Origin of the sequence: Halomonas caseinilytica (assembly GCF_001662285.1) — a bacterium.
Classification (GTDB): domain Bacteria; phylum Pseudomonadota; class Gammaproteobacteria; order Pseudomonadales; family Halomonadaceae; genus Halomonas; species Halomonas caseinilytica.
Genome location: NZ_BDEO01000001.1, coordinates 281,488 through 308,244 on the forward strand (window position 1 = coordinate 281,488; position 26,757 = coordinate 308,244).

Genomic DNA, 26,757 nt, shown 5'->3' on the forward strand with positions numbered 1-26,757 from the left:
CAAGGTATAAGACAAGTGGTATTTAATTGGTATGGTTGGTGGTCTATATTGGTCTTATCACAATGCGGCATGAGAGCGATCATGGATCCTCGATTTGAGCAACTTCACCTCGATCCCGGCCTGTCCACGCCGCTGTACCATCAGTTGGCGAGCCGACTGGAAGATGCCATCGAGGAGGGGGCCTGGCAGGCCGGTGAGGCCCTGCCCTCCGAGCGGGCTCTGGCCGAGTCGCTGGAGGTCTCGCGGATCACGGCGCGCAAGGCGCTGGATCAGTTGGCCGAACGCGGGTTGATCCGTCGCACCCGAGGTTCCGGCACCTTCATCACGCCGCGCCTCAACCAGCCCCTGACGCGCCTGGTGAGCTTCACCGAGATGCTGACCCAGCGTGGCTTCACGCCGCGTTCGTGCTGGTTGTCACGCAGCCTGGCCGCCCCTTCGGCCGACGAGAGCCTGCGCCTCGGCCTGGGCGGCGATGCCCGGGTCGCGCGGCTCAAGCGCTTGCGCCTGGCGGATGGCGTGGTCATGGCGGTCGAGGAGAGCTGCCTGCCGCAGTCGGTACTCGACGATCCCCAGGGCGTGGGGGATTCGCTGTATGCCTTTCTGGAAGAGGCGGGCCGGCCGGTGGTGCGCGCGCTGCAGCACGTCACGGCGGTCAATGCCGATGCCGAGCTGGCGCGGCTGGCCGAGGTGCCGGAGGGGCAGGCCCTGCTCAAGGTGACGCGCCAGGGCTATCTGATCGATGGCACGCCGGCGGAACTGACCGTCACCTACTGCCGCACCGATTACTACGACTTCATCGTCGAGCTGACACGCTGACCTCTGACATTGAGAAGGAACCGGGAGACACCATGCGCTACGGCAATATCCTGACACCCGACGGTTGGCGGCTCGGCGAGCTGCATTGGCACGAAGGCCGCATCAGCCGCATCGACGGTGAACCGGTCGACCCCGAGAGCAATGACTTGCCGCGCCTGTTGCCGGGGTTCATCGACCTGCACGTGCATGGTGGCGGCGGCGCCGATGTCATGGAGGGCGGCGCGTCGGTGGCCACGGTGGCGCGCACTCATGTGCGCTTCGGTACTACCAGCCTGCTGGCCACCACCATGACGGCACCGGATGACGATACCCGGCGTGTGCTGGGGGATGTCGGCGCCTACATGGAAGCGCCGGACCCGACAGCCAGTCGCGTGCTGGGGGTGCACCTGGAAGGCCCTTACATCAACCCGGGCAAGCTTGGCGCCCAACCGTCCCATGCCCGGCTCGGCGTGCTCGAGGACATCGAGGAACTGCGCCGGCTGGCACCGATCGTGCTGTTGACCCTGGCGCCGGAGCTGGCGGGTCACCTGACGCTGATCGAGCAGCTCAGCGAGCGAGGCGTGCGCGTGCAGATCGGCCATACGCTGGGCACTTACGAGGAAGGCGTGGCGGCGCTGGAGCATGGCGCCTGTGGCTTTACCCACCTATTCAATGCCATGTCCGGATTGCACCACCGCAAGCCCGGCATGGTGGGCGCCGCCATGGCGCATGCGCAATACGCCGAGCTGATTCCCGATCTGCTGCATGTGCACCCCGGTGCCATCCGCGCCGCCCTGCGCTGTATTCCCCATCTTTATGCCGTGACCGACTCCACCGCCGCGGCGGGCATGCCCGATGGCGAATATCGCCTCGGCGAGCAGGCGGTCACCAAATGCCTGGGCGGCGTGCGCCTGGCCGATGGCACCCTGGCGGGCAGTACCCTCACCATGGACCAGGCGCTGCGCAACCTGGTCGGCCTCGGCCAGACCCTGGCCGAAGCCTCCGACCGACTTTCCCGCTATCCCGCCGATTTCCTGGGACGCCACGACCTGGGGCGCCTGACCGAGGGCGCGCATGCCGATCTGGTGGAACTGGATTCTCGATTGAACCTCAGAGCCGTCCATATCGGCGGCCGGCTCGTCGCAGAAGGAGACGCTCATGTCACTGATGCTTGAAGAAGCGCGCAATGCCCCGGAACGCATTCGCGGCCAATTGCAGCGCAACGCCGACGTGCTGGCATCACTGGGCGCGCAATTGCGCGAACGGCCGCCATCCGCCGGCATGACCGTGGCCCGGGGCAGCTCCGATCATGCCGCGGCCTATTTCGCCTATCTCTGCATGAAGCGGCTGGGTATTCCCGTGGCCTCGCTGCCGCCCTCGCTGTCGACGCTGGCCAAGGCGTCCTGGCATCTCGACGGGCAATTGGCGGTGGCTATCTCGCAGTCCGGCCAGAGCCCGGACCTGGTGGCCACCCAGGAAGCGCTGGCGCGGGGCGGAGCCCGAACCCTGGCGTTGGTCAACACGCCGGAGTCGCCGCTGGGCCGGGCCAGCGATCTCGAGGTGCCTTTGTACGCCGGCGAAGAGCGCAGCGTGGCGGCCACCAAGAGCTACCTGGCGACGCTCTCTGCCGCCGCCCAGTTGCTGGCTCACTGGACGCAGGATCAAGACCTGCTGGCCGCCCTGGATACCTTGCCGGAACGTCTGGGTCAGGCAGCCGACCAGGACTGGAGCGAGGCGGTCGAGGCGCTTGCCGGTGCCGACCGCCTGATGGTGATCGGTCGCGGTGCAGGCCTGGCAGTTGCCCAGGAAGCGGCCCTCAAGTTCAAGGAAACCTGTGCCATCCAGGCCGAGCCGTTCAGTGGTGCCGAGGTGCGGCATGGCCCCATGGCGCTGGTCGAGGCCGGCTATCCGGTGCTGGTGTTCGCGCCTCCCGGCGCCGAGCAGGCCGGATTGCTGGAACTGGCCGATTGGCTCGGCGACGTCGGTGCCCGGGTGCTGCTGGCCGGCGACGAGTCGGTGGCCGGGCGCCACCTGACGTTGAGCGATGCCGGTCACGAGGACCTGCAGCCACTGTCGGTGATCCAGAGTTTCTACCGCATGGCGGCGGAACTCGCCGAGGCCAGGGGTAGCGATCCGGATCAACCGCGGCATCTGCGCAAGGTTACCTGCACGTTGTAAGTCTCGGGTGTGACTTGTGCCTGAGGCTGCGACAACAACAACGTATCGGAGTCGATCATGTCTTCCTCCAAACTGACGCTGGTGGCTCCGGCCACTGGCATCGTGACGCTCTTGTCCGATGTCCCGGATCCGGTCTTCGCTGGCGGAACCCTGGGTGAGGGAATTGCCCTGGACCCCCTGGAAACCACCCTGCATGCGCCTTGTGACGGCGAGGTCGTGCAGTGTGCCAAGACTCGGCACGCCCTGAGCCTGCGAAGCGAGCAGGGCGTCGAAGTGTTGCTGCATCTGGGGCTGGATACCGTCGAACTGCAAGGGCGGGGCATCGATCTCCTGGTCGAGGTAGGGCAGCGGGTGAAAGCCGGTGACCCCCTGTGCCGTTTCGATCCCGAGTTGCTGGCCGAGCAGGCCAGCTCACTGATCACGCCGCTGGTGGTGACCGATGATGCTGGCTGGCGTCTGCGTCTCGAGGCGGGTGCCACGGGCGAGCGTGTCGAGCGCGGTGAAGCGCTGATGAGCTTGACGCCCGCCGAGACGTCCGTTGAGACCACGACCGAGCACACCGGGCCATGGCATGAGCGCCGTGTGACGCTGGCCCTGGAAGCTGGCTTGCACGCCCGGCCCGCCGCCAGGGTGCGTGCCATCGTGAAGCGACACGACGCTGAGATGCGGCTCGAGCATGGGAGCGCCGAGGCGCGTGGTGACAGCGTGAGCGCCCTGATGAATCTCGGCCTGGCCGAAGGTGACGAGGTCGTGTTGCGCGCTCGGGGCGATGAGGCCGAGGCTGTGTTGGCAGCTGCCGCCGAGCTGCTGACCACACCGGAGGGCGTCGAGCCGCCGAATGCAGCCGCCCCGGACGCTGCCGTTTCGGCACCTGTTGCTGAGGGGGAAATCGCCGGCCTCGTTGCCAGCCCTGGCCTGGCGATCGGCCCGCTGGTGGCGGTGAGCCTGCCGCTGCCGGCGGTGCCCCATGACGGGCGTGGCGCGGCGGTCGAGCGCGAGGCTCTGCGCGCTGCCCTGGAACGGGTTGGGCGCTCGCTGGAAAGCGCGCGCGAGCAGGCCGAACGTCAGGGCCAGCGCGCCGAAGCGGATATCTTCGAGGCACACCTGGCCTGGCTGGACGATCCGGGCCTGCTCGAGGCAGCCATGGCACGCATCGAGGCCGGGCGCAGCGCCGGCCAGGCCTGGCGTGAAGCGCTGGACGACGAGGCCGAGCAACTGCGTGCCACCGGCAACGCTCTGCTGGCAGGGCGCGTGGCCGATCTGCGCGACCTGCAACGCCATGTCATGGCCGAGTTCGCCGAGGCCGGGTCGGCCCCGCTGCCCGATGTGCCCGAAGGGGCCATCCTGGTGGCGGATGACCTGTCGCCCTCGCAGTTCGTCGATCTCGTCGAGCGAGCCCCCGCCGGGCTGTGCCTGAAAGGCGGCGGCACGACCTCCCATGTGGCGATCCTGGCCCGCGCACGCGGCATTCCCTGCCTGGTGGCAATGGGCGAGGCGCTCGAGGGCGTGGTCGGGGAGTGCGCGGTGCTTGATGCCCATGAAGGGCGACTCGAACCTGCGCCTGACGAGGCACGTCTGGCGACGATCCGCGACGCTCTGCGACGCGATGCCGAGCGCCGTGAGGCCGAGCGTGCCGAGGCCTTCGAGCCGGCGATCACGCGCGACGGACGCGAGGTCGAGGTGGCAGCGAACATCGGCGACAGTGGCGAGGCGCGCCTGGCGGCCGAGTCCGGCGCCGATGGTGTCGGCCTGATGCGTAGCGAATTCCTGTTCTTGGGGCGCCAGTCCGCGCCCGACGAGGCGGAGCAGTGCCACGAATACCAGACCAGCCTGACGGCACTCGGCGGCAAGCCGGTGATCATTCGCACCCTGGATATTGGCGCCGACAAGCAATTGCCCTATCTGCGCCTGCCCGAGGTGCCCAACCCGGCCCTCGGCGTGCGCGGGGTTCGGCTGTGGCATGACCAGGCGGCACTGCTCGACACCCAACTGCGTGCCTTGCTCGGTGTCGCCCCGCTGGATGCCCTGCGCATCATGGTGCCGATGGTCAGCGAAGTCGCTGAACTCGCCTGGGTACGCGAGCGGCTCGAGGCCGTCGTCTCGGAACTTGGCGTTGCCGAGAGGCCCCGTCTCGGTGCCATGGTCGAGGTGCCGAGTGCCGCCTTGTGCGCGGCGAGTCTCGCCGAACAGGCCGATTTTCTGTCCATCGGCACCAATGACCTGACTCAGTACACCCTGGCCATGGACCGTGAGGATCCACGCCTCGCGGCCCGCGCCGATGTCCTGCACCCCGGCGTGCTGCGCCTGATCCAGGCCACCATCGAAGGAGCGGCTGGACGTTGCCCGGTCGGGGTGTGCGGTGCGGCGGCCGGCGATCCGCTGGCTGCGTCCCTGTTGGTGGCGATGGGCGTCGATGAACTATCCGTCGAACCGGCCCGGGTAGCCGCCGTCAAGGCGATGATCCGTCGGCTCGATGCTGCCTCCCTGGCGCGCGAGCTGCCGGACCTGCTGGCGATGCCCGATGCCGCGAGCGTGCGTCGACGTCTCGCCGAACACCATGAATCTGCATTCGAGACCACAACAATAACCCCCGAGAGGATCCCCTCATGATTCAACAACTCGGCTCCCGTCTCATGGCCGGGCTGCAACTGCTCGGACGTTCCTTGATGCTGCCCATCGCGGTATTGCCCGTGGCCGGCCTGCTGTTGCGACTGGGCCAGCCCGACCTGCTGGATATTGCTTTCGTGGCTGCCGCCGGCCAGTCGATCTTCGATCATCTGGCGCTGATCTTCGCCATCGGCCTGGCGGTCGGTTTCGCCGACGACAGCAACGGCGCGGCGGGGCTGGCCGGAGTGGTCGGTTACCTGGTGCTGGATGCGGTGCTTCACACCATCAACCCTGACATCAACATGGGCGTCCTGGCCGGGGTGATCATCGGCACCGTGGGCGGGCTGATCTACAACCGCTACCGGGCCATCCAGCTGCCGGAATACCTGGCCTTCTTCGGCGGGCGGCGCTTCGTGCCGATCGCCACGGGACTGGCGGCCGTGCTGCTCGGCATCGTCTTCGGCTGGGGCTGGCCGGCGATCCAGACGGGCATCGATAGCTTGGGCCACTGGCTGATCGAGGCCGGCGCGCTCGGCAAGTTCGTCTATGGGGCGCTCAATCGCCTGTTGATCGTCACCGGGCTGCACCATGTGCTCAACAGCTTCGTGTGGTTCGTGTTCGGCAGTTTCGATAGTGCCACGGGGGATCTCAATCGCTTCTTCGCCGGTGATCCCAGTGCCGGGGGCTTCATGGCCGGTTTCTTCCCGGTGATGATGTTCGGCCTGCCGGCCGCCGCACTGGCCATGTACCACGCGGCGCCCAAGGGGCGACGTGCCCAGGTGGGTGGCCTGTTGATGTCGCTGGCGCTGACGGCCTTTCTGACCGGGGTGACCGAACCCATCGAGTTCACCTTCATGTTCCTGGCGCCGCTGCTCTATGTGTTCCATGCGGTGATGACCGGCCTGTCCATGGCGCTGATGCAGCTGCTCGACGTGAAGCTTGGCTTTACCTTCTCGGCTGGTGCCTTCGACTATGCCCTGTCCTACGGCCTGTCCACCAATGGCTGGCTGATGCTACCGGTCGGCCTGGCCATGTTCGTGATCTACTACGGTGTCTTCCGCTGGGCGATCCAGCGCTTCGACCTGCCCACGCCGGGCCGTGACGAGGAAATCGCCATGTCCCGCCCGACGGAAGGGCAGGCCAGCGAGCGGGGACCGGCCTTCGTCGCGGCTCTCGGCGGGGCGAGCAATCTGCAGAGCGTCGGCGCCTGTACCACGCGGCTGCGCCTGGTGCTGGCCGATGCCGAGGCCATCGATGAGCCGGCGCTCAAGTCGCTGGGTTCACGCGGCGTGATGCGCCTCGGCGGTGGCGGCCTGCAGGTCGTGCTTGGCCCCATTGCCGATGGCGTGGCCGACGAAATTCGTGCTGCCGTGGCGGCAGCCGGCGTCGAGCCGCCGGTAGCGGAGGTCGATACGCCGCACCAGTCGGCAGAAGACGCCACCGAAGCGGCGTTGCCCGAGGATCAGGTCGCCGCCTGGCTGGCGGCGCTGGGCGGACGCGACAACCTGCGCCATCTTGCTGCCCGGGCCGGCACGCGCCTGCGCGTCGAGCTGCATGACGAGGCCTCGCTCGATACGGCGGCGCTGAAGACCCTGGGGTGCTTCGGTTCCATGGCCGTCGGCGAGCGTACCTGGCATCTGGTGGTCGGTCCGCAGGCCGCTACCATTGCCGCCTCCCTGGCGAAGCACGACTGAGCGTCGTCCGGTGGCCACCGGGCCTGCCATCACGCGAGCCGTGCGGAAAACGCTGAGTCATCCCGTTCGGGGCATCGCCCCGGGCGGGCTGCTAGACTGGCGGCTCATTCATCGTGTGAGGGACAACGCATGACGGCTCACCTGATCGTCACGGATCTCGACGGAACCCTGCTCGGCGCCGACCACGCGCTGGCGGATGTGACAGTCGATACCCTGCGCGCCCTGGCGGGGCAGGGACATCACATCGTGCTGGCCTCCGGTCGTCACTATCGCGACATCCTGGCATTTCGCGACCGCCTCGGTGTCGAGGCCCACATCATCAGCACCAACGGGGCCTATACCCATGCGCCGGACGGTCGCCTGCTCGAGGCGCGCCCCTTGCCGACCGAGCTGGCGCGCGAGCTGATCCGGTTGCCGCGTCCCGAGGCGGTGCGACTCAACCTCTACCATGACGATGAATGGCTGATCGATGCGCCGGCGCCTGAGTTGCTGGCCCTGCATGCACATACCGGCTTCGGCTATCGGGTGGCCGACCTCGAAGGCCTGGATGGCGCGGGCGTAGGCAAGGTGCTCTACATCGGTGAGCCCGCCATGCTCGGCGAGTTGGAGCAACAGGCGCGGCATCGCGCGGCAAGTGAGCTGCATATCACCTATTCCATGGACAACTCGCTGGAGATCATGGCCGGCGGGGTCAACAAGGGCACGGCCTTGTCCGCCTTGCTGGCGGCGCTGGGCATCCCGGCCGAGCGCTGCCTGGCCTTCGGCGACAATCGCAACGACATCGAGATGCTCGATCTGGTCGGCGAGGCCCACGTGATGGCCAATGCCCATCCGGCCCTGATGGAAGCAGTGCCCGCCGCTCGGCGCATCGGCCCGCACGACCAGGCCGCCGTGGCGCAACGTCTGATCGAGCGCTTCGCGCTTTAAGGGACGAGAAGGAGCCGGCGTTGCACTCCGATGGCCGATGTTGCCACCTTGGTGGTATCGCCAGCCCCGTTGGACGAGCCTAGAGTATCGGGCATGACACACTTCGAGACGGCGCTCGCCGAGCGCCACCGATGCCGGTGACAGTGCCGATGACTCCCCCTGCCGCCACCCTGGTCGTGGTCGATGATGATCCGGAAATCCGCGACCTGCTCGCCGACTACCTGACGTGCCACGGTTATCGTGCCCTGATGGCCGAGGACGCGGCGGCGTTGCGCGCCTTGCTCGCCTCCGAGCGTCCCGACCTGCTGATCGTCGATCTGATGCTGCCCGGCGACGATGGGTTCGCCATCTGTCGTGAGGTACGCCGGGACAGCGAGGTGCCGATCATCATGTTGACCGCCAGCCCCGACGAGACCGATCGCATCCTCGGGCTCGAGCTGGGTGCCGACGACTACCTGAGCAAGCCCTTCAATCCTCGTGAACTGCTGGCGCGGGTCAAGGCCGTATTGCGTCGCTGCCGACCGCGTGGTGAGGCGCTCGCTCCGGGCATGGCGAGAGTCGTGGCGTTCGGTCACTGGCGGCTGGATCGGGTGACACGCGAGCTGATCGACGAGCGGGGCGCGCGCAGTGCCTTGTCGGGCGCCGATTTCTCGTTGCTGCAGGTCTTTCTCGAGCATGCCGAGCAGGTGCTCTCGCGGGAGGCCCTGTTCGACCTGACCCGTGGGCGCCCGGCACCGCCGCTGGACCGCTCCATCGACGTGCATGTCTGTCGGCTGCGTCAACGACTGGGTGAGGATGCCCAGCACTCGCAGCTGATTCGCACGGTGCGTGGCTCGGGTTATGTGCTGGCGGCCCAGGTGGATGTGATCGCGTGAGGCGCACCTGGCGATACTGGCGCCGCCGGTTGGCGCGATGGTTGCCTGACTCCCTGCGCGGACGCTTCCTGTTGATCATGGTGGTCGGTGTGCTGGGCGCGCAGCTTGCCAGCTATGCCATCTGGACGGCACAGGCGCGCGATGGCCAGCTCACCCGGCTCGACGAACTGTCGCGCAACATTGCCTACAGCGTTGCCTCCACGGTGCGCTTCTTTCGCTCCCTGCCGTATGACTATCGCCACATCGTGCTCGATCAACTGCGCGACATGGGCGGCACGCGCTTTTTCGTCAGCGTCAACGACCATCGTATCGAGGTGGACGACATCGGCGGAGGGCAGGCGAAGGCACTGGTGATCGACAACTTCCATGGCGTCCTGCGCGACGAGCTCGGCGTGACGAACGCCGAAGTGGCCTTTACGCGCCCCGGTTCCCTGCGTTTGCTCAACAATGAGGTGCTGTTGCGCGACATGCCACCGCGCTGGGGCCAGCACAGCCTGATGAGTGCACCCTTGTCACAACCGATCCTGGTGGTGCAACTGCCGATGGAGCGAGATCAATGGCTCTATGTTGCCACCTTGCTGCCGGTATCGGATGTCTTCCATGGCGGCGACTGGCTGTCCGGAGATCGGTTGTTCGTGGCCTTGATGGTGCTGCTGACGGTCATCGGCTTGTCCTGGCTCGGCATTCGCAGTGCCACCCGGACCCTGGCGCGACTGTCGCGAGCCGCCCGGCGCCTGGGCGACGATCTCGACAGCCCGCCGCTCAGCGAGGGCGGCCCTCGCGAAGTGGCGGCGACCGCTATCGCTTTCAACCGCATGCAGCGTCGGATCCAGCATCAAGTGGAGGAGCGCGAGCGGCTTTTCTCGGCGATTTCCCATGATCTCAAGACACCCATCACCCGCCTGCGACTGCGCGCCGAGATGCTCGACGACCCGGTGCTGCGCGAGCGCTTCTGTGCCTCGCTCGATGAGCTGGATCAACTGGTCAAGGGGGCGCTGGACTCGGTCAAGGGACTCGACATGCACGAGGCGATCGAGTCTATCGAGCCGCGCGCGCTGCTCGATGAACTGGCCAGGGATCTGGCGCTGCAAGGTGGAAATGTCCGGATTTCGGGCGAGGCGGCGCCGGTGGCCGTCAAGCCGCTGGCCTTCAAGCGGTGCCTGGCCAACCTGCTGGAGAATGCCATCTTCTATGGCCAGCGTGCCAAGGTACGGCTCGAGGATACACCGGACAAGCTGCAGGTGACGATTCGCGATCATGGGCCTGGCATCGAGGCGGCGCAGCGCGAGAGAGTCTTCTCGCCCTTTGTGCGGCTCGAACCGTCGCGCAGTCGCCATACCGGTGGCAGTGGTCTGGGGCTGGGCATCGCTCGGCACATCATCCAGGCGCACGGCGGGTGGCTGGCGCTGGACAATCACCCCGATGGTGGGTTGGTGGTGAGCCTGACGTTGCCCAGGGCAGACCCTGAAACGCTGTAATACTTTGCAACATCAGGAAAGATGGCGGCATTGTCGCCGAGCCGTACAGTGGATCGGGCATGCCGGGAGGTAGCAGTCCGCTCCTTGATCCCATTCCCGGTCCTTGACCTCATTCGTAGGGAGAGCCTCGTGAACATCTTCGATCCCGACTTCCTCGATGCCCATGTGCGCAAGGCCATGGCGTTCTACCACCCGCGCGCCATCGACCCGCAGGGTGGCTTCTTCCATTACCTGCGCGACGACGGTGCCATCCTCGACCGTCGGCATCGCCATCTGGTATCGAGCGCCCGCTACGTGGTGACTTATGCCCGCTTCGCGCGGCACAGCGGCGAGGCGGAGTATCGGCACTGGGCGCGTCATGGACTTGACTATCTGGAACGAGCCCATTTCCAGACTGCCTATCAAGGCTACGCCTGGACCCTGGCAGACGGCGAGGTGGAGGATGACACCAACCACTGCTACGGGCTGGCCTTCGTGCTGCTGGCCTATGCCGAAGCGCTCAAGGCCGAGGTGCCCGGGGCGCGGGAGGGCCTCTACGCGACTCACGCCATCTTGCAGCGGCGGTTCTGGGAGCCGCACCACGGACGCTTCGCCGACGAGGCCGACCGACATTGGCGGGTGTCCGGCTATCGTGGCCAGAACGCCAACATGCATGCCTGCGAGGCGTTGATCTCGGCCTTCGAAGCTACTGGCGACGCAGCCTTTTTGACCCAGGCAATGACCATCGCTCGAGCCATCGTCGGCGCCAATCGCGACCATGAACATGGCTGGATCTGGGAGCATTACGATGCCCAGTGGCAACGCGATCTGGACTACAACCGCGACGACCCGAGCCATCTGTTTCGTCCCTGGGGCTATCAGGTGGGGCACCAGACCGAATGGGCCAAGCTGCTGGTCATGCTCGAGCGATACCGTCCCGAGGACTGGCTGTTGCCCACCGCCGAGCGTCTCTTCTCGAGCAGTGTGGCGGCCGGCTGGCATCCGCAGACGGGCGGCCTGGTCTATGGTCTCGATCTGGACGGGCGGATCAGCGACGCCGACAAGTACTTCTGGGTGCAGGCCGAAAGCTTCGCCGCGGCGGCCATGCTGGGCGAGCGGACCGGTCGCGATGTCTACTGGCGCTGGTATCGGCGGATCTGGGACTTCAGCTGGCAGCACATGATCGACCATCGTCACGGCGCCTGGTATCGCCTGCTCAATGCCGACAATCATCGCTATTCCGACGTCAAGAGCCCGGCGGGCAAGGTCGATTATCACACCATGGGGGCTTGTCAGGATGCCATGGCAGCATTGATGGCGAGACGAGATAACTCGGGGCGCCGGGGACAAGCCGAAGAGGAGGTCCGACGCCAGTGGAGGCGCCGGTAGCGTACAGGGAGGTATTCACAGCGCCTCCTTGCAGGCTTGTCGACGGATCAGCCCCGAGCGATCCCTCTGTCCGCAATGACCTGGGGCCTCGCAGGCGAGGCATTATGTGACCGGTCTTTAACATTGTTTCGGCATTGCAATAGTCCGGCAACACTATTCAGTACTTGGTAATCCCCCGGGGAGGAGGAATGCGCTAGCGTGTTGAGAGCCGCTTTCGGCGGCAGCAAGACAACAACAATTCAGGAGGCACGTCCTATGCGCGCATTGATGCGATTCTCTCCACTCCGTCACACCCTGCTGGGGCTGGGCGTGGCCGGCGCCTTGGGTGCCGCCGGGCAGGCTCAGGCCGGCGAGGTGGAAGTTCTGCACTGGTGGACCTCCGGCGGGGAGGCCAAGGCGGTGGGCGAATTGCGCGACCTGCTCGAGGCGGAGGGCCATGAATGGAAGGACTTCGCCGTGGCCGGTGGTGCCGGTGACAGTGCCATGACGGTACTCAAGTCGCGCGCCATGTCCGGCAACCCGCCGGCGGCCGCACAGATCAACGGCCCGGAGATCCAGGAATGGGGCGAGCTCGGTCTGCTTGGCAACCTCGACGCCGTGGCCGAAGAGGCCAGCTGGGACGAACTGTTGCCCGACGTGGTCTCCGAGATGATGCGCCACGACGGCCATTACGTGGCGGTGCCGGTGAACGTGCACCGCGTCAACTGGCTGTGGGCCAATCCCGAGGTGCTCGATGACGCCGGCGTCGAGATGCCGAGCACCTGGGACGAACTGTTCGCCGCCGGCGAGGCGCTGCGCGAGGCGGGCTACGTGCCGTTGGCCCATGGTGGTCAGCCCTGGCAGGACGCCACCATCTTCGAGAGCGTGGTGCTCAGCCTCGGGGGCAGCGATGTCTATCGTCGTGCCTTCGTCGACCTCGATGAGCAAACGCTGAAAAGCGATACCATGATCAAGGCGTTGACCACCTTCAAGCGCCTGCGCGAGTTGATGGACGAGGGCATGCCGGGGCGCGACTGGAACCAGGCCACCGGGATGGTGATCGATGGCCAGGCCGCCATGCAGATCATGGGCGACTGGGCCAAGGGCGAATTCACCGCCGCCGACATGCAGGCTGGTGAGGATTACGTCTGTGCGCCCGTACCGGGTACCGAGGATGCCTTTACCTTCAACATCGACAGCTTTGCCATGTTCCAGCTCGGCGACGAATCCGCGCGGCAGGCCCAGCAGACCCTGGCACGCCTGATCCTGGAGCCGGATTTCCAGAAGACCTTCAATCAGATCAAGGGCTCGATTCCCGCGCGCCCCGACCTCGACATGAACGGCTTCGACAGTTGCGCCAAGCGTTCCATGGAAGACTTCCAGGCAGCGCGGGACGCCGACACCCTGGTGCCCAGCATGGCGCACCGCATGGCCATGCGCAGTGACGTGCAGGGCGCTTTCTTCGATATCATCACCAACTACTTCAACTCGAGCGACATGACCGCCGAACAGGCCGCCGAGCGGCTGGCGCAGGCTGCCAAGCTGGCCATGTGATGTCCTTGCGGCACCCGCCGACGCGGGTGTCGTATTCCCCTCGAGCCTGAGGTAGTGCTATGAAATCCGTTTCGACTTCCGGCGATGTGGCGCGGCCTGTCGGTGTGGCGGTGTCGCGTCCCAGCGTGGCGGGCCATCTCCAGGCCTGGTTGCCCAAGCTGGTGCTGGCGCCGTCCGTGGTGATCTCGCTGTGCTTCGTCTACGGCTTCATGCTGTGGACCTTCATCCTTTCCCTGACCGATTCGCGCATGCTGCCGAACTACGACTTCGTCGGCTTTGCTCAATATGCGCGGCTGATGAACAACGAGCGCTGGTGGGTGGCGGCCACCAATCTCGGTGTGTTCGGCGCGCTTTTCGTCGGCCTGTGCCTGGTACTGGGGGCGGGCCTGGCGATCCTGCTCGACCAGCGCATTCGTCGCGAGGGCATGTTGCGAACCCTCTACCTGTATCCCATGGCGCTGTCGTTCATCGTCACTGGGGTGGTGTGGAAATGGTTGCTCAATCCTGGGCTCGGCATCCAGTCCATGGTGCGTGGCTGGGGCTTCGAATCTTTCACCTTCGACTGGTTGGTGGACCCGAACATGGCCGTCTACACCTTGGTCATCGCGGCGGTATGGCAGGCCTCGGGCTTCGTCATGGCGTTGTTTCTGGCCGGGCTGCGCGGCATCGACGACAGCATCCTCAAGGCCGCCCAGCTCGATGGGGCCAGCCTGCCTCGCGTCTACTGGCGAGTGGTGATGCCTTGTCTGCGGCCGGTGGTGTTCAGCGCGGTGATGATCCTCTCGCACATTGCCATCAAGAGTTTCGACCTGGTGGTGGCGCTGACCGGCGGCGGGCCGGGCTATTCCTCGGACCTGCCGGCAACCTTCATGTACGCCCATGCCTTCACCCGGGCCCAGATCGGCATGGGCTCGGCCAGCGCCATCCTGATGTTGGGCGGAGTGCTGGCCATTCTGGTGCCTTATCTCTACTCGGAATTGCGGAGCCGTCGACATGGATAATGTGATTCGTGCCCGGACACCGGCGGCGCGCGCCTGGCGGCTGCTCCTGCACCTGGTGTTGATCCTGGCGGCGCTCTGGTACCTGCTGCCGTTGGCGGTGATGGTGCTGACCTCCCTCAAGCCTCTCGACGAGATCGGTGCCGGCAGCCTGCTGACCCTGCCCGATAACCCGACGCTGGCGCCCTGGCTGAAGGCCTGGGGATCGGCCTGTACTGGCATGCGCTGTGACGGGGTGAGCGGTTATTTCTGGAACTCCTTTGCCATCGTGATTCCCGCCGTGGTCATCGCCACCCTGATCGGCGCCCTGAACGGCTATGCCTTGACCAAGTGGCGCTTCAAGGGGGCCGAGCTGGTATTCGCCATGATGCTGTTCGGCTGCTTCATCCCGTTTCAGGTCATTCTGCTTCCCATGGCCCAGACGCTGGGCTGGCTGGGGCTGTCGAGTTCTCGGCTCGGCCTGATATTCGTGCATGTGGTATTCGGCATCGCCTTCACCACGCTGTTCTTCCGCAACTTCTACGTCTCGATCCCCGACGAGCTGGTGTCCGCGGCCAAGCTCGATGGCGCGGGTTTTTTCCGCATCTTCTGGCGAATCCTGCTGCCGGTGTCAAAGCCGATCATCGTGGTCTCGGTGATCTGGCAGTTCACCCAGATCTGGAACGACTTCCTGTTCGGCGTGGCATTTTCCGGGCACGACACCCAACCGGTGACGGTGGCACTCAACAACCTGGTCAACACCTCCACCGGTGTGAAGGAATACAACGTCGATATGGCCGCGGCGATGATCGCCGCGCTGCCGACCCTGGTGGTCTATGTGCTGGCCGGCAAGTATTTCGTGAGGGGGCTGACGGCGGGTTCTGTCAAAGGCTAGGGAATGGCTAGTAGCAACGTAAAGCGCTCAGCCAAGAGGATCGGGGGCAAGGCGAAGCGAGGGTCTTTTGCCAGGGGTGAGGAGCACTGCTCCGAACGGGCTGGCCATGGATGGCCAGCACCGGTCCTGCAAGCGAAGCAGGATGCGAGAGCGCCGCAGGGCAAAAGTAGCGCTCAGGGACGGGTTTACAGCGCCCTCGCGGAAGCTTTCCGCCGGAGACGCCAATCAATCTGCAGAGTTGCAGACACAGTTCCTGGTTCGCTGCTTTATCTTCGAGCCAGCCACTGTCGAATAATAACGAGGTAGCTACCATGTCAGCTCTGGAAATCGACAATGTCTGCAAGGATTTCGGTACGACCCGGGTGCTCGAGGAGGTCAGCCTGGCCATCGACTCCGGGGAGTTCCTGATCCTGGTGGGGCCTTCAGGGTGCGGCAAGTCGACCCTGATGAATGCCATCGCCGGCCTGGAGCCGGTCACGTCGGGGCGTATCCTGGTCGGCGGCGACGACATCACCTGGCGAACCCCCGCCGAGCGCGACATCGCCATGGTCTTTCAGTCCTATGCGCTCTATCCGAGCATGACGGTGCGCGGCAATATCGCCTTTGGCCTGGAGATGCGCAAGGTGCCCAAGGCCGAGCGTGAGGCCGCCGTGGAACGGGTCGCCGATCTGCTGCAGATCTCGCACCTGCTGGATCGCAAGCCGGCGCAGCTTTCCGGTGGCCAGCGTCAGCGCGTGGCCATGGGGCGCGCCCTGGCACGGGAACCGCAGATCTATCTCTTCGACGAGCCGCTCTCCAACCTGGACGCCAAGCTGCGCGTCGAGATGCGCACCGAGATCAAGAAGCTCCACCAACGGCTGGGCACCACCATCGTCTATGTGACCCACGATCAGATCGAAGCCATGACCCTGGCCGACAGCATTGCCGTGATGCGCGATGGCCGGATTCTGCAGCTGGGCACGCCGGATGAGGTCTACAACGACCCGGTGGACAAGTACGTGGCGGGCTTCATGGGCTCGCCGTCGATGAACTTCATCGACGCGCGGCTGGACGGCGAGCCCGGGGCGTATCGATTGCATATCGCCACCGAGGGCGAGGCGGCGTTGACGCTGCCGTGGCCGGAATCTCGAGAGACACCGATGTTGGCCGAACGCGTCGGGCAGACAGTGACGCTCGGCCTGCGCCCCGAACACTTCGCCGAGGAGGACACCCGCCTGGGCGACCGGGCCGAGGGCACGCTGCTCTCGGCCAGGGTCAGCGTGGTCGAGCCCACCGGTGCCGATATCCTGCTGCGCCTGCCGCTCGGCGCCACCGAGATCACCGCCCGGGTGGGCCCGGACTGCCGGATCGCATCGGGTGAACGGCTCGGCCTGCGTGTCGACATGCGACGCGCCGCACTGTTCGATGCCGACACCGACGCTCGCCTTGCCTGAGGGGGAAGCCGCCATGACACGAGAATGTACCGACCCTGCCGATACGCTCCGCGCGACGATTCGTGACACGAAGCAGCGCCTGAAACGCGACCTGCCGGATTACCGTGGCGCCTTCGAGCGCGCCCGGGACGACATCCTGGCGCAGGTCGAACGCATCAGGGCGGAACGCGCCGCCGGCGAGCACCCGATTCCCCGCTTCGCGGCCGATGACATCATCGCCGGCCGTCTCTCCGAGGCCGATCGACAGCACATTCGCCAGCGCGGTGCCTGTGCCGTCGCCGGGGTCTTCCCGGCCGAGCGCGCACAGCGCTGGAACGCGCAGATCGGTGATTACCTCGAGCGCAATCGCTTCATGGAACGTCTGGCGAATGCCGCCGACGACCCCTATTTCGGCGAGCTCGAGCAGGGCAAGCCGCAGATCTACGGCGTCTACTGGTCATTGCCCCAGGTGCAGGCGCGCCAGGACGCGCGGCTGCGTGACGTCCAGGTGTTTCTCAATCGCCTGTGGGATGCCGGCGAAGAATTCGATGCCGGTCATCTGGCCAGCTATGCCGACCGGCTGCGCCGCCGCCCCCCGGGCTCGGGCAGCCTGGGGCTGTCGCCGCACGTCGATGGTGGCTCGGTGGAGCGCTGGCTCGACGACGGCTTTCGGTATGTCTATCGCCATGTCTTTCGTGGCGTGCCCGAGCGCTTCGATCCCTTTGCGGGCTTGGGGCGCACGCGGGTGCGCGAGATCGCCTCGCCGGCGGTGTGCTCGATGTTCCGGACCTTCCAGGGCTGGACGGCACTGACGCCGCAACGCTCGGGCGCCGGCACTCTGAACCTGATCCCCATCGCCAACGTGATGAGTTACCTGTTGCTGCGCGCTTTGCAGGACGATGTGCCGGAAGATGACCTGTGCGGCGCCCGGCCCGGTCGTGCGCTTTCGATCGATCCCCATTGGCACGCGCCGCTGCTGGAGGCGCTGACGCCGATTCCCGATCTCGATCCCGGCGACACCATCTGGTGGCACTGTGATGTGGTGCATGCCGTGGATCCCGAGCACACGGGCGAGTACGACAGCAACGTCATGTACATCGGGGCCGCACCCTGGTGTGACAAGAACGCGGCCTACCTGCCGGGCCAGTGGCAGGCCTTCGTCGAGGGGCGCACACCGCCCGATTTCGCGCCGGACGATTTCGAGGTCGACTTCACTGGTCGGGGGTGCCCCGAGGACCTGAGCGCCCTGGGGTGCCAGCAGATGGGAAGATGAGGCACCAGTCTTTGCGGCTCATCGAGCCCCAGGCTTGTCCTTGTCCTCGAGGCGGCGCAACTGCTGCCAGAGTTCCCGGCGCAGATCGGTCAGGCGAGGGCGCTCGGCCTCATCGAACGCCAGCGGTCGGGTCAGGCGCTGGGTGCGCAGCCCGAGTCGCGCGCCCAGCAGGCCGACGCCGAGTCCCTGGGCGGCTCGGGTAGAAAGACGCCCGGCGAGGTCCAGCGAGAGCATCTGCATGCTGGCATCACTGGCCAGTTCCGTGGCGCCGGCGAAGGCCATCTGCCGCAGCACGTCGCGCAGCAGGCTGATCCGGGCAGCGTAGCCGAGCTCCAGGCCGTAGAGACGACAGAGCCGGTCGATCATGGCCAGGTGGCGCCAGGCGACCAGGCCCATGTCGACCAGCGTCAGCGGCGAGACCGCCACCATGACGGCGGTTTCGCCGCTCATGCGCGATATCAACCGCCGGGCCTCGCGATCGCGCGGGGCGAGCAGGTAGTGGGCGAGCAGCGGAGCGAGATCCTGGCCGTCGTGATGTGGCTCGCGGGCGGCAAGAAAGGCCTGCCAATGGGGATGGTCGTCATGCAGGTCGAGCTGGGTCTTGAGATGTCGTGCCAGGGTCATGGCCCGCTCGGGTGAGCACTCGGGCAAGTGAGTCAGCGCTTCGCGCAGGCGGTTGTGGCGGCCGAGTCGGCGCAGGCGCCAGAGTTCACGCAGGATTGCCAGGCCGCCCAGGCCCACGACACCGAGTCCCAGCAACTGCCAGCCGGTGGTCAGCCAGTCGCCGTCGGCCAGGCTGGCGGGCAGACCGGTGACGAACTCGGCCGCGCCGAGGCCCAGCGCGCCGGCGAGTACGCCGAGCAATCCCCAGCGGCGTTTGCGCGGCCGGCCGAGGTGCGCCGAAGGATCCGGGTGAAGGTGATCGTCCGGTTCGTCGCTCGGCGTCAGGGCGCGGCTGGCCTGGTCACTATCGAAGCGGTGGGCCGGTGCCGGATCCGGCGCGCGCGAGGGTGTCTCGGTCTCGAACCGCTGACTCGGGCGGGGATCCGATGTGTCCCGGTGAGAGGCATCGTTCATGTCAGCTTGTCTCCGATCAGCCAGTCGAGGGCGGCATCCATGCGAATGTGCGGCAGGGGGCCGGGCTCCCGCGGCAGGGGCCGAAAGGCCGTGAAGTCGAAGCCCTGGCGCGACCAGAAGTCGGCATCGGGCAGACGCGTCGGCACTTCGCCGGGAAAGGTCAGCACGGCGTCGCCGTCCAGGTCGGTGCCGCGCAGGGCCGGTATCGTCCGCCCCTGGCGTGTGACCTCGCGAACCTCGGTGGCGCGCACCGAGGCCAGGGAAAGTGCCTTGACGGGCACATTGGCGAAGCGCAGGTCCTTGAGGGGCTCGACCAGCAGGGCCTCGAGCAAGGCCACTAGCCGGACATGCTGTTCGGGAGTGACGTGGTCGGCCTTGGTGGCGGCAATGGCCAGCCGGTCGATTCGCGGCGTGAAAAGACGCGACAGCAGGCTGCGCTGGCCGTAGTCGAAGCTCTGCATCAACCGGGACAGGGCGCGCGACAGGTCCTCGAAACGTTCCGGGCCGGCATTGAGCGCGCCGAGCACGTCGATGAGCACGATCTGGCGGTCGAAACGCCGGAAGTGATTACGATAGAAGGGGCGCACGATGTGCTGCTGATAGTAAGCGAAGCGGCGCGCCAGGGTGGCGTATAGGCTGGTGTCGGGCAGGGCCGCCAGGGCCTCGGTAGTCCAGTCGTCGAGGCCGGGCAGGGGGAAGAACTGCAGCACCGGTGCCCCGGCCAGCTCGCCGGGCAGCAGAAAACGACCGGGCTGCAGGTCGGAGAAGCCGGCCTCGCGAGCGGCACGCAGTCCCTCGGCATAGCGTTCGGACAGTTCGGCGAGGCGTGTTTCATCGACCTCGCTGGCCGGGTCGAGATCTGCGATGGCGGCATGCCAATCGGCGAACAGCGCTCGCCGGGCAGGCCCGTCGCCCTCGCATTGCGTGCGGCTCCAACCGGCGAAGTCGTGATCGAGCAGCGGCAGGTCGAGCAGCCATTCGCCCGGATAGTCGAACAGGTCGAGCGTCAGTTCCGCGGTGTGGCCGCGCCACCAGTTGGCATGGGCACGGCGGTAGCGGATCTTCAGGCGCAACTCGCTGATGCCGCGGGTCGGCGTCGGCCAGCTCGGGGGATCGCCGTCGAGGGCCTGCATCGCCTGGTCATAGGGAAAGCGCGGCACGCCGAGGTCCTGCTGGGAGACGCGCTGGGCACCGAGCAAGCGCTGCTCGCGGGCGGCGGCCAGAAGGTCCAGTCGTGCCTCGAGGCCGGCGTGGCGGAGCTGGTCGACCAGCGAGGTGAGAAAGGCGGTCTTGCCGGCGCGTGAAAGCCCGGTGACCGCCAGTCGGAGCTGTCGGTCACGGCCGCGTTCGATCAGGTCCTGCAGGTCGCGTGTCAAATCCTGGGGCATTCAAGAGTCCGCCTGGCGTCCATGTCGTCAGCCTCTAATTTGTGGGCGATGGACGCGGAAGGCAAGACCGAGCAGCACCAGTGGCACGGCGCACAGCGGGATCAACACCACATTGAGCAGCGGCCAACCAAGGCTGGAGACTGCCGGGCCTGCCAGCAGGGCGGTGATGGCTACGGTGGAGAATACCAGGAATTCGTTGGCGGCCTGGGTGCGGGCCTTCTCGGCGGGGCCGTGCGCTTCGGTGAGCAGGCCAGTGGCCGGCAGGAAGGTGAAGTTCCAGCCCACGCCGAGCAGCACCAGGCCTGCATAGAAGCCGGCCAGTCCAGCATCGAGCTGGGCGGTCAGGGCGCTGGCGATCAGTAGCAGGCAGCCGCAGACGATCATGCGCGAGGCGCCAAAGCGGGCCGTCAGGCGGCCGGTCACGAAGGATGGCAGGAACATGGCCACCACGTGCCACTGGATGGTGGTCGAGACATGGTTGAAATCGTGGCCGGCCTCGGCCATCGCCAGCGGCGTGGCGGTCATGGCTAGGTTCATCACGCCGTAGCCGATCATGGCGCTGACTACTGCCAGCACGAAGACCGGCTGACGCACGATCTCGCCCAGCGGGCGCTGCTCGCCGGTAGTGGTGTCGTGGGTGCCGGCGGGCATGCGCACGAAGGCAAGCAATACCAGGGCACAGAGATAGAGTACACCGAGGCCGATGAAGCTGCCCAGGTAGGGCGTATCGGCCAGGCTATGGCTGTGCCGTGCCAGCCAGGGACCGAAGAAGGCCGCCAGCACGCCGCCACCCATCACCAGGCCGATGGCGCGGTCGCGCCCGCCTTCGGGCGCGGCCTCGACGGCGGCGAAGCGATAGAGCTGACCGAAGCCGATGCCGATGCCGATCAGCCAGGTGGCGACCAGGAACAGGTCGAAGCGTTGCGCGTGCAGGGCCAAGACAGCGAGGGCCGCGCCGGCGATGCCCATCAGGTTGCCGAGCACGAAGCCTCGTCGGCGGCCCAGCCTGGCCATGATCAGGGACGCCGGAATAGTGGCGCACATCAGCCCCAGCCATTGGGTTGCCACCGGGGCGGTGGACCAGGCGGGAGCCGGGGCGAGCTGGGCGCCGATCAGCGGCGAGACGGCGATCAAGAGGATATTGCCGCTCACCAGCAGGGCCTGGCAGAGCGAGAGCAGGGATACGGTCAGGGGCATGGAGCCTCCTCGGCGAGTGTCGTGTCGGAGTGGGTACCGAAGCGTTGGCGATAGACCGATGGCGAGACGCCGTACTGGCGGTGGAAGAGGCGCCGTAATTGTTCGGCGCGTCCCAACCGCCATTGGGTGGCCAATCGGTCGAGTGAAGGCGTGGCGCGGGCATCGAGCAGGTGCATTCGCGCCCCTTCCAGACGCAGCCGCGTCAGGTAGGCGCCGGGCGTGGTATCCAGGTGGCGCCGGAAGAGGCGTGAAAGGTGGCGAGGCGTGACGGACAGGTACGCCGCCATGCTCTCGAGATCATGATCGGCGGCGGGGTCGGCATGCAACCGGTCGAGCAGTTCCCGCAAGCGACCGGTGGCGCGTTGCTGATTCAAGAGCGCTTCGCTGAACTGAGCCTGGCCGCCGGGGCGATGCAGGAACATTACCAGTTCGCGGGCGACCTGGCCTGCCAGGGCCGCGCAGTGTCGCCAATGGGTGGTGGCCTGGCGATCATCCAGCAGCCCGGCTTCCGCCAGCAGGAAGGCGCCGGTACAGATGGCCCCCAGCCGTCGGATGTCGGGCGCGAGCTCGCGCAATCCATCGATGTGATAGCGCTGTCGGCATTGGTGGAAGACGCCACTGCCGCCGGCGACCAGCAAGGTATCCGGCGTGCCGAGTGCCTCCAACCCCTGCCAGTCGAGCCCGGCCATCATCGTCAGGCCGCCGTTGGTGACCAGGGTGCCAGGAGAACGGGCGACCAGGTTGAGTTCGTACAGCGACCGGCCAGCGAGGGTGTTGGCGCTGGCGAAGACCTGCCAGGGGCCGGCGACATCGAGCACCTGGCAGTCGGGATAGGCGAGCAGCACCACGCGACGTGCATGGGGCGGTGAGGATGTCATGGGCAACTCCGAAATGTGACGCAGTGGCTTGAGTCTGGCGAAGGTAGGTGATGTCCACAATGACGGATATCCCACCGATAAGGACATGGCCGTGCCAAAAACGACGACGCCCCGCATGAAGGCGGGGCGTCGGGTCGTTCGAGGTCGTGGTGGTGTCAGCCGGCGAAGGCGGCGTACATGATGACGACCAGGATCACCAGGACGATGCCGACAGGTACCGCGCCCTTCCAGGGCGTGAGGTCGACTTCGCCACTGTCTTCGTGCACCCAGGCATCGGGGCGGGGACGCAGCTTGCCGATGACCAGCATGACCACCACCAGCAGCACGAAGACGGCGGCGACGAAGTGGAACTCATGCATGATTTGGGGCAGCTTGTCGAATGGCGGGATGAAGTAGCCGGCGAAGATCAGCAAGCAGCCACCGACCAGAGCGATCTTGGCGGCCATGGCCGGCACTCGGCGTGTCAGCAGGCCGACCAGCACCACCGCCAGGATCGGGATGAAGTAGATGGCATTCATCTTCTGCAGGTAGCCGAACAGGCTTTCCTGGCCGGCCAGTAGCGGCGCGATGGTCATGGCGATGACGGCCATGATCCAGCCGAAGATCTTGCTGGCGCGCACCACCTGCGCCTCGCTGGCGTCCTTGTTCAGCACCCCCTTGTAGAAGCCGAGGCTGAACAGGGTGGTGGTACTGTTCAGGGCCGAGTTGAAGGACGACAGGATGGCGCCGACCATTACCGCGGCGAAAAAGCCGGTCAGGTAGGGCGGCAGCACGTTGAACACCAGGTGGCCATAGGCCTCGTCGGCCTTGATGCCCTGGTCGGCATAGAGGTGATAGGCGATGATGCCGGGCAGGACCAGGTAGATGGGGCCGAGCAGCTTGAAGAACCCGGTCAGCAGCACGCCCTTCTGGCCCTCGGCGAGATTCTTGGCGGCAAAGGTACGCTGGATGATCTGCTGGTTGGTGGTCCAGTAGAAGACGTTGATCAGAAAGACGCCGGTGAACAAGGTGAAGAAGGGCACCTGCTGCTCGGCACTGCCGATGGAGTTCAGCTTGTCGGGGTGAGTCTGCTTGAGCGTCTCCCAGCCGGCCATGATACCGCTACCGTCGCTGATGGCCTGCAAGCCGAAATAGACGATGACGAAGCCGCCGACCAGCAGGCCGATACCATTGAGCGTATCGGACACGGCAACGGTGCGCAGGCCGCCGAACAGGGCGTAGAGCGAGCCGATCAGCCCGACCAGCCAGACGGTCAGCCACAGCAGGGTGGTATCGGACTGGATGCCCGTCAGGCCATGCAGATCGAGCATGCCTTGCAGCCCCATGGCCCCCGAATAGAGGATGATCGGCAGCAGGATCACCGCATAGGCGAGCAGGAAGATCACGTTGGTGATGCGTTGGGTGGCCTTGTCGAAACGGATTTCCAGCAGTTGCGGCACGGTGGCGATGCCACTGCGCAAAAAGCGCGGCAGGAAAAACAGCGCCAGCAGCACCAGGGCGATGACGGCGACCACTTCCCATGCCATCACGCTCAGACCATCGCTGAAGGCAGAGCCATTGAGCCCGACCATCTGCTCGGTGGAGAGGTTGGTCATCAACAGCGAGCCGGCAATCAATGGAAAGGTCAGGCTGCGACCGGCCAGGAAGAGCCCGTTGGTGCTCTTGTGATCGTCGCGGCGGGTGATCCGCCAGGTGATGAAGGCCACCAGACCCGTAAAGAACAGGAAGGAAGCGAGTGTCAAGGCATGCATGTCAGAAGATTCCGTAATCATCGGGGTTTATTGCCGTGTCGCTCGCGCCTTGCGAAGTCAAATTTCGTAAATTTACAGCGACGCAGGGAGTTTAGGAGCCTTGAAAGCATACGCCATACGCCTTTCGTCTAGTATGCTTCCGGGGTTGCCTTCCTTGTCGATGACGGCGAGCTGCTAAGCTGGATGACGGATCAGGAGGTCGTGAGGCAGGAGGGACAAGATGACGATGCAGGAAGGACCCGAGCGGGTGCTGGTCTTCTGGTTCGAGACGCTGGAGCCATCACAGTGGTTTCGCAAGGATTCGACCCTGGATGCCGAGATCGCCGGACACTTCGCCGACACGCTCGCGGCCGCGTTGCGAGGTGAGCTTTGGCATTGGCGTGAGACGCCCCGGGGCCGGCTGGCCGAAGTGGTCGTACTCGATCAGTTCTCGCGCAATATCCACCGCGATACGGCGCAGGCCTTCGCCGCCGATCCCGTCGCCCTGGTCCTGGCCCAGGAGGCGGTGGCCCGAGGCGATGATCAGGCACTCGAGCCCGGGGAACGCGCCTTCCTCTATATGCCGTACATGCACAGTGAATCGCGGGCCATACACGATGAAGCGCTGCGCCTGTTCGATCAACCCGGCCTGGAACGCAGCCTGTACTTCGAGCACCGCCATTGCGAGATTCTCGAGCGTTTCGGGCGTTATCCGCATCGCAATGCCATCCTGGGGAGGCAGTCGACGCCCGAGGAACTGGCATTTCTCGAACAGCCGGGGTCTTCCTTCTGACATCCCGGCAAGGCAACATCATTGACGCCACCAACCGGAAAGGAGAACGGCATGAGTATCATTGCATGGTTGATCATCGGAGGACTGGCGGGCTGGATCGCCGGCAACATCATGCGTGGCGGCGGTTTCGGACTGCTGGGCAACATCGGCGTGGGCATCGTCGGCGCGGTGGTCGGCGGTTTCCTGTTCAGCTTGCTGGGCCTGTCTTCCGGCGGTTTCATCGGTTCGCTGGTGACCGCCGTGGTGGGTGCTGTGGTCCTGCTATGGGTCATCGCCAAGGTCAGGAAAGCCTGACGTCGGTAGCTGGCCGGCATGAAAAAGCGCCGCCCTCATGGGCGGCGCTTCGTTTTTCGGGGCAGGTAATCTCTCCGGGCCAGGTAATGCCTCAGGCGGTAGCGGCCTGCTGGCCGGCCAGTTCCTTCAGGCAGGACTCGATGATGTCCAGGCCTTCCTCGAGGATCGCGTCCTCGATGGTCACCGGCATCAGGAAGCGAATGGTGTTGCCGTACATGCCGCAGGACAGCAGGATCAGGCCTTTCTCGCGCGCCTTCTTGCACAGCGCGCCGGCCAGATCGGCGTCCGGGGCATGCGAGGTCTTGTCGGCGACCACGTCGAAGGCGGCCATGGCGCCCATGTTGCGGGCGTTGTCGATACAGGCGAAGTCACGCTGCCAGGTGGCGAAGCGGCTGGCCAGCTTGTCGCCCAGGGCCTGGCTCTTCTCGAGGATGTTTTCCTGCTCGAAGACCTCGAGCACTGCCAGGGTCGCCGCGCAGGATACCGGGCTGCCGGTGTAGGTGCCGCCCAGGGAGTTGCCGCCGGAGGCGTCCATTACCTTGTCGGTGCCGACCACAGCAGAGATCGGCATGCCGTCGGCCATGCTCTTGGCCATGGTCATGATGTCGGGCTCGACGCCGCTGTGCTCGATGGCGAACAGCTTGCCGGTACGCCCGAAGCCGGACTGTACCTCGTCGATGATCATCAGGATGCCGTGTTCGTCACAGATCTCGCGGATCGCCTTGAGGAAGCTGGGCGGGGCCGGATAGAAGCCGCCTTCGCCGAGCACCGGCTCGAGCACGATGGCCGCGGTGTCCTTGGGGTTGGCGTCGGTCTTGAGCGCCATCTTCAGGCCGCGCAGGGCTTCGTCCTCGCTGACACCGTGGTAGGGCACGGGGAAGGGCGCGCGGAAGACATTGCCCGGCATGGTGCCGAAATCGGTGGCGTAGGGAGCCACCTTGCCGTTCATGGCCATGGTCATGAAGGTACGGCCGTGATAGCCGCCGTCGAAGCAGATCACGTTGTTCTTGCCGGTGGCGGCGCGTGCGACCTTGACGGCATTCTCCAGCGCCTCGGCGCCGGAGTTGGCTAGCATGACCTTGGCATGGCCGCGTACCGGCGTGACCTGGCTGAGCTTTTCGGCCACCTTCACGTAGCCTTCATAGGGCATCACCGTCTGGCAGGTGTGCATCACGCGGTCCAGCTGTGCCTTGACAGCCTCGACCACCTTGGGATGGCGATGGCCGATGTTGAGCACGCCGATGCCACCGGCGAAATCGATGAAGCGGTTGCCGTCGGCATCCCAGATCTCGGCGTTCTCGGCGCGATCGGCGAATGCCGTGGCGGGGCTGGCGGCACCGCTGGCGACATAGCGCTGCTTGAGTTCATTGAGCTGGGCGTTGTTCATG

Annotated in this window: 22 protein-coding genes; 16 read left to right on the top strand and 6 right to left on the bottom strand. The window is 65.9% G+C overall.

Annotation, left to right across the window (positions count from 1 at the left end; translation table 11 throughout):
* Positions 1–81 precede the first annotated feature (81 nt).
* The 14 genes from HSDC_RS01240 to HSDC_RS01305 all read left to right on the top strand — a co-directional run bounded on the left by HSDC_RS01240 (position 82) and on the right by HSDC_RS01305 (position 18,012).
* Positions 82–816, top strand: coding sequence for a GntR family transcriptional regulator (locus HSDC_RS01240; protein ID WP_137055163.1), 735 nt, complete (start codon positions 82–84; stop codon positions 814–816).
* A gap of 32 nt (positions 817–848) precedes the next feature.
* Entirely contained in the window at positions 849–1,970 is a 1,122-nt protein-coding gene (locus HSDC_RS01245) for an N-acetylglucosamine-6-phosphate deacetylase (protein WP_064698109.1), read from the top strand.
* Positions 1,954–2,973: an SIS domain-containing protein gene (locus HSDC_RS01250; protein WP_211612770.1), complete on the top strand. Its 1,020-nt coding sequence runs from the start codon at positions 1,954–1,956 to the stop codon at positions 2,971–2,973. Before HSDC_RS01245 ends, HSDC_RS01250 begins: the two co-directional genes overlap by 17 nt.
* Positions 2,974–3,030: 57 nt before the next feature.
* On the top strand, positions 3,031–5,583 hold the full coding sequence (gene ptsP / locus HSDC_RS01255; protein WP_064698111.1) for a phosphoenolpyruvate--protein phosphotransferase: 2,553 nt from the start codon (positions 3,031–3,033) through the stop codon (positions 5,581–5,583).
* Positions 5,580–7,274: an N-acetylglucosamine-specific PTS transporter subunit IIBC gene (nagE, locus tag HSDC_RS01260; RefSeq protein WP_064698112.1), complete on the top strand. Its 1,695-nt coding sequence runs from the start codon at positions 5,580–5,582 to the stop codon at positions 7,272–7,274. Before ptsP ends, nagE begins: the two co-directional genes overlap by 4 nt.
* 129 nt (positions 7,275–7,403) lie before the next feature.
* Complete coding sequence (locus HSDC_RS01265; protein WP_064698113.1) at positions 7,404–8,201, top strand: Cof-type HAD-IIB family hydrolase; 798 nt, start codon at positions 7,404–7,406, stop codon at positions 8,199–8,201.
* Between the two features lie 149 nt (positions 8,202–8,350).
* Positions 8,351–9,076 carry a response regulator gene (locus HSDC_RS01270; RefSeq protein WP_064698614.1) on the top strand — a complete coding sequence of 242 codons (726 nt, stop codon included), beginning with the start codon at positions 8,351–8,353 and terminating at the stop codon, positions 9,074–9,076.
* Between the two features lie 77 nt (positions 9,077–9,153).
* On the top strand, positions 9,154–10,554 hold the full coding sequence (locus HSDC_RS01275; RefSeq protein ID WP_244534416.1) for an ATP-binding protein: 1,401 nt from the start codon (positions 9,154–9,156) through the stop codon (positions 10,552–10,554).
* A 129-nt stretch (positions 10,555–10,683) separates the two neighbouring features.
* A complete protein-coding gene (locus HSDC_RS01280) occupies positions 10,684–11,922 on the top strand; it encodes an AGE family epimerase/isomerase (RefSeq protein WP_244534397.1) in 1,239 nt (412 codons plus the stop codon).
* Positions 11,923–12,177: 255 nt separating this feature from the next.
* A complete protein-coding gene (locus HSDC_RS01285; RefSeq protein ID WP_064698115.1) occupies positions 12,178–13,455 on the top strand; it encodes an ABC transporter substrate-binding protein in 1,278 nt (425 codons plus the stop codon).
* Between the two features lie 59 nt (positions 13,456–13,514).
* Complete coding sequence (locus HSDC_RS01290) at positions 13,515–14,456, top strand: carbohydrate ABC transporter permease (RefSeq protein ID WP_064698116.1); 942 nt, start codon at positions 13,515–13,517, stop codon at positions 14,454–14,456.
* A complete protein-coding gene (locus HSDC_RS01295; RefSeq protein ID WP_064698117.1) occupies positions 14,449–15,327 on the top strand; it encodes a carbohydrate ABC transporter permease in 879 nt (292 codons plus the stop codon). Before HSDC_RS01290 ends, HSDC_RS01295 begins: the two co-directional genes overlap by 8 nt.
* Before the next feature lie 311 nt (positions 15,328–15,638).
* Positions 15,639–16,760 (top strand): ABC transporter ATP-binding protein, encoded by a 1,122-nt coding sequence (locus HSDC_RS01300; RefSeq protein WP_064698118.1) that lies wholly within the window; start codon positions 15,639–15,641, stop codon positions 16,758–16,760.
* Between the two features lie 13 nt (positions 16,761–16,773).
* Positions 16,774–18,012, top strand: coding sequence for a YbiU family protein (locus HSDC_RS01305; protein WP_064698119.1), 1,239 nt, complete (start codon positions 16,774–16,776; stop codon positions 18,010–18,012).
* 18 nt (positions 18,013–18,030) lie between these two features.
* On the opposite strand, the gene HSDC_RS01310 is transcribed toward HSDC_RS01305, so the two are convergent.
* The 5 genes from HSDC_RS01310 to HSDC_RS01330 form a co-directional block, all read right to left on the bottom strand.
* Complete coding sequence (locus tag HSDC_RS01310; RefSeq protein WP_064698120.1) at positions 18,031–19,089, bottom strand: YcjF family protein; 1,059 nt, start codon at positions 19,087–19,089, stop codon at positions 18,031–18,033.
* Complete coding sequence (locus HSDC_RS01315; RefSeq protein ID WP_064698121.1) at positions 19,086–20,477, bottom strand: YcjX family GTP-binding protein; 1,392 nt, start codon at positions 20,475–20,477, stop codon at positions 19,086–19,088. The genes HSDC_RS01310 and HSDC_RS01315 overlap by 4 nt, the downstream gene beginning before the upstream one ends.
* Before the next feature lie 27 nt (positions 20,478–20,504).
* Positions 20,505–21,674: an MFS transporter gene (locus HSDC_RS01320; protein WP_064698122.1), complete on the bottom strand. Its 1,170-nt coding sequence runs from the start codon at positions 21,672–21,674 to the stop codon at positions 20,505–20,507.
* On the bottom strand, positions 21,665–22,552 hold the full coding sequence (locus HSDC_RS01325) for a GlxA family transcriptional regulator (protein WP_064698123.1): 888 nt from the start codon (positions 22,550–22,552) through the stop codon (positions 21,665–21,667). The genes HSDC_RS01320 and HSDC_RS01325 overlap by 10 nt, the downstream gene beginning before the upstream one ends.
* 155 nt (positions 22,553–22,707) lie before the next feature.
* Entirely contained in the window at positions 22,708–24,303 is a 1,596-nt protein-coding gene (locus HSDC_RS01330; RefSeq protein WP_064698124.1) for a solute:sodium symporter family transporter, read from the bottom strand.
* 226 nt (positions 24,304–24,529) lie between these two features.
* Between HSDC_RS01330 and HSDC_RS01335 the strand changes: the two genes are divergently transcribed.
* Positions 24,530–25,075: a DUF924 family protein gene (locus tag HSDC_RS01335; RefSeq protein WP_064698615.1), complete on the top strand. Its 546-nt coding sequence runs from the start codon at positions 24,530–24,532 to the stop codon at positions 25,073–25,075.
* A 51-nt stretch (positions 25,076–25,126) separates the two neighbouring features.
* Positions 25,127–25,369, top strand: a complete 243-nt coding sequence (locus HSDC_RS01340) for a GlsB/YeaQ/YmgE family stress response membrane protein (protein WP_064698125.1) — start codon at positions 25,127–25,129, stop codon at positions 25,367–25,369.
* Positions 25,370–25,460: 91 nt separating this feature from the next.
* Here HSDC_RS01340 and gabT read toward each other — a convergent pair whose 3' ends face one another.
* Positions 25,461–26,756 carry a 4-aminobutyrate--2-oxoglutarate transaminase gene (gabT, locus tag HSDC_RS01345; RefSeq protein WP_064698126.1) on the bottom strand — a complete coding sequence of 432 codons (1,296 nt, stop codon included), beginning with the start codon at positions 26,754–26,756 and terminating at the stop codon, positions 25,461–25,463.
* Position 26,757: the final 1 nt, after the last annotated feature.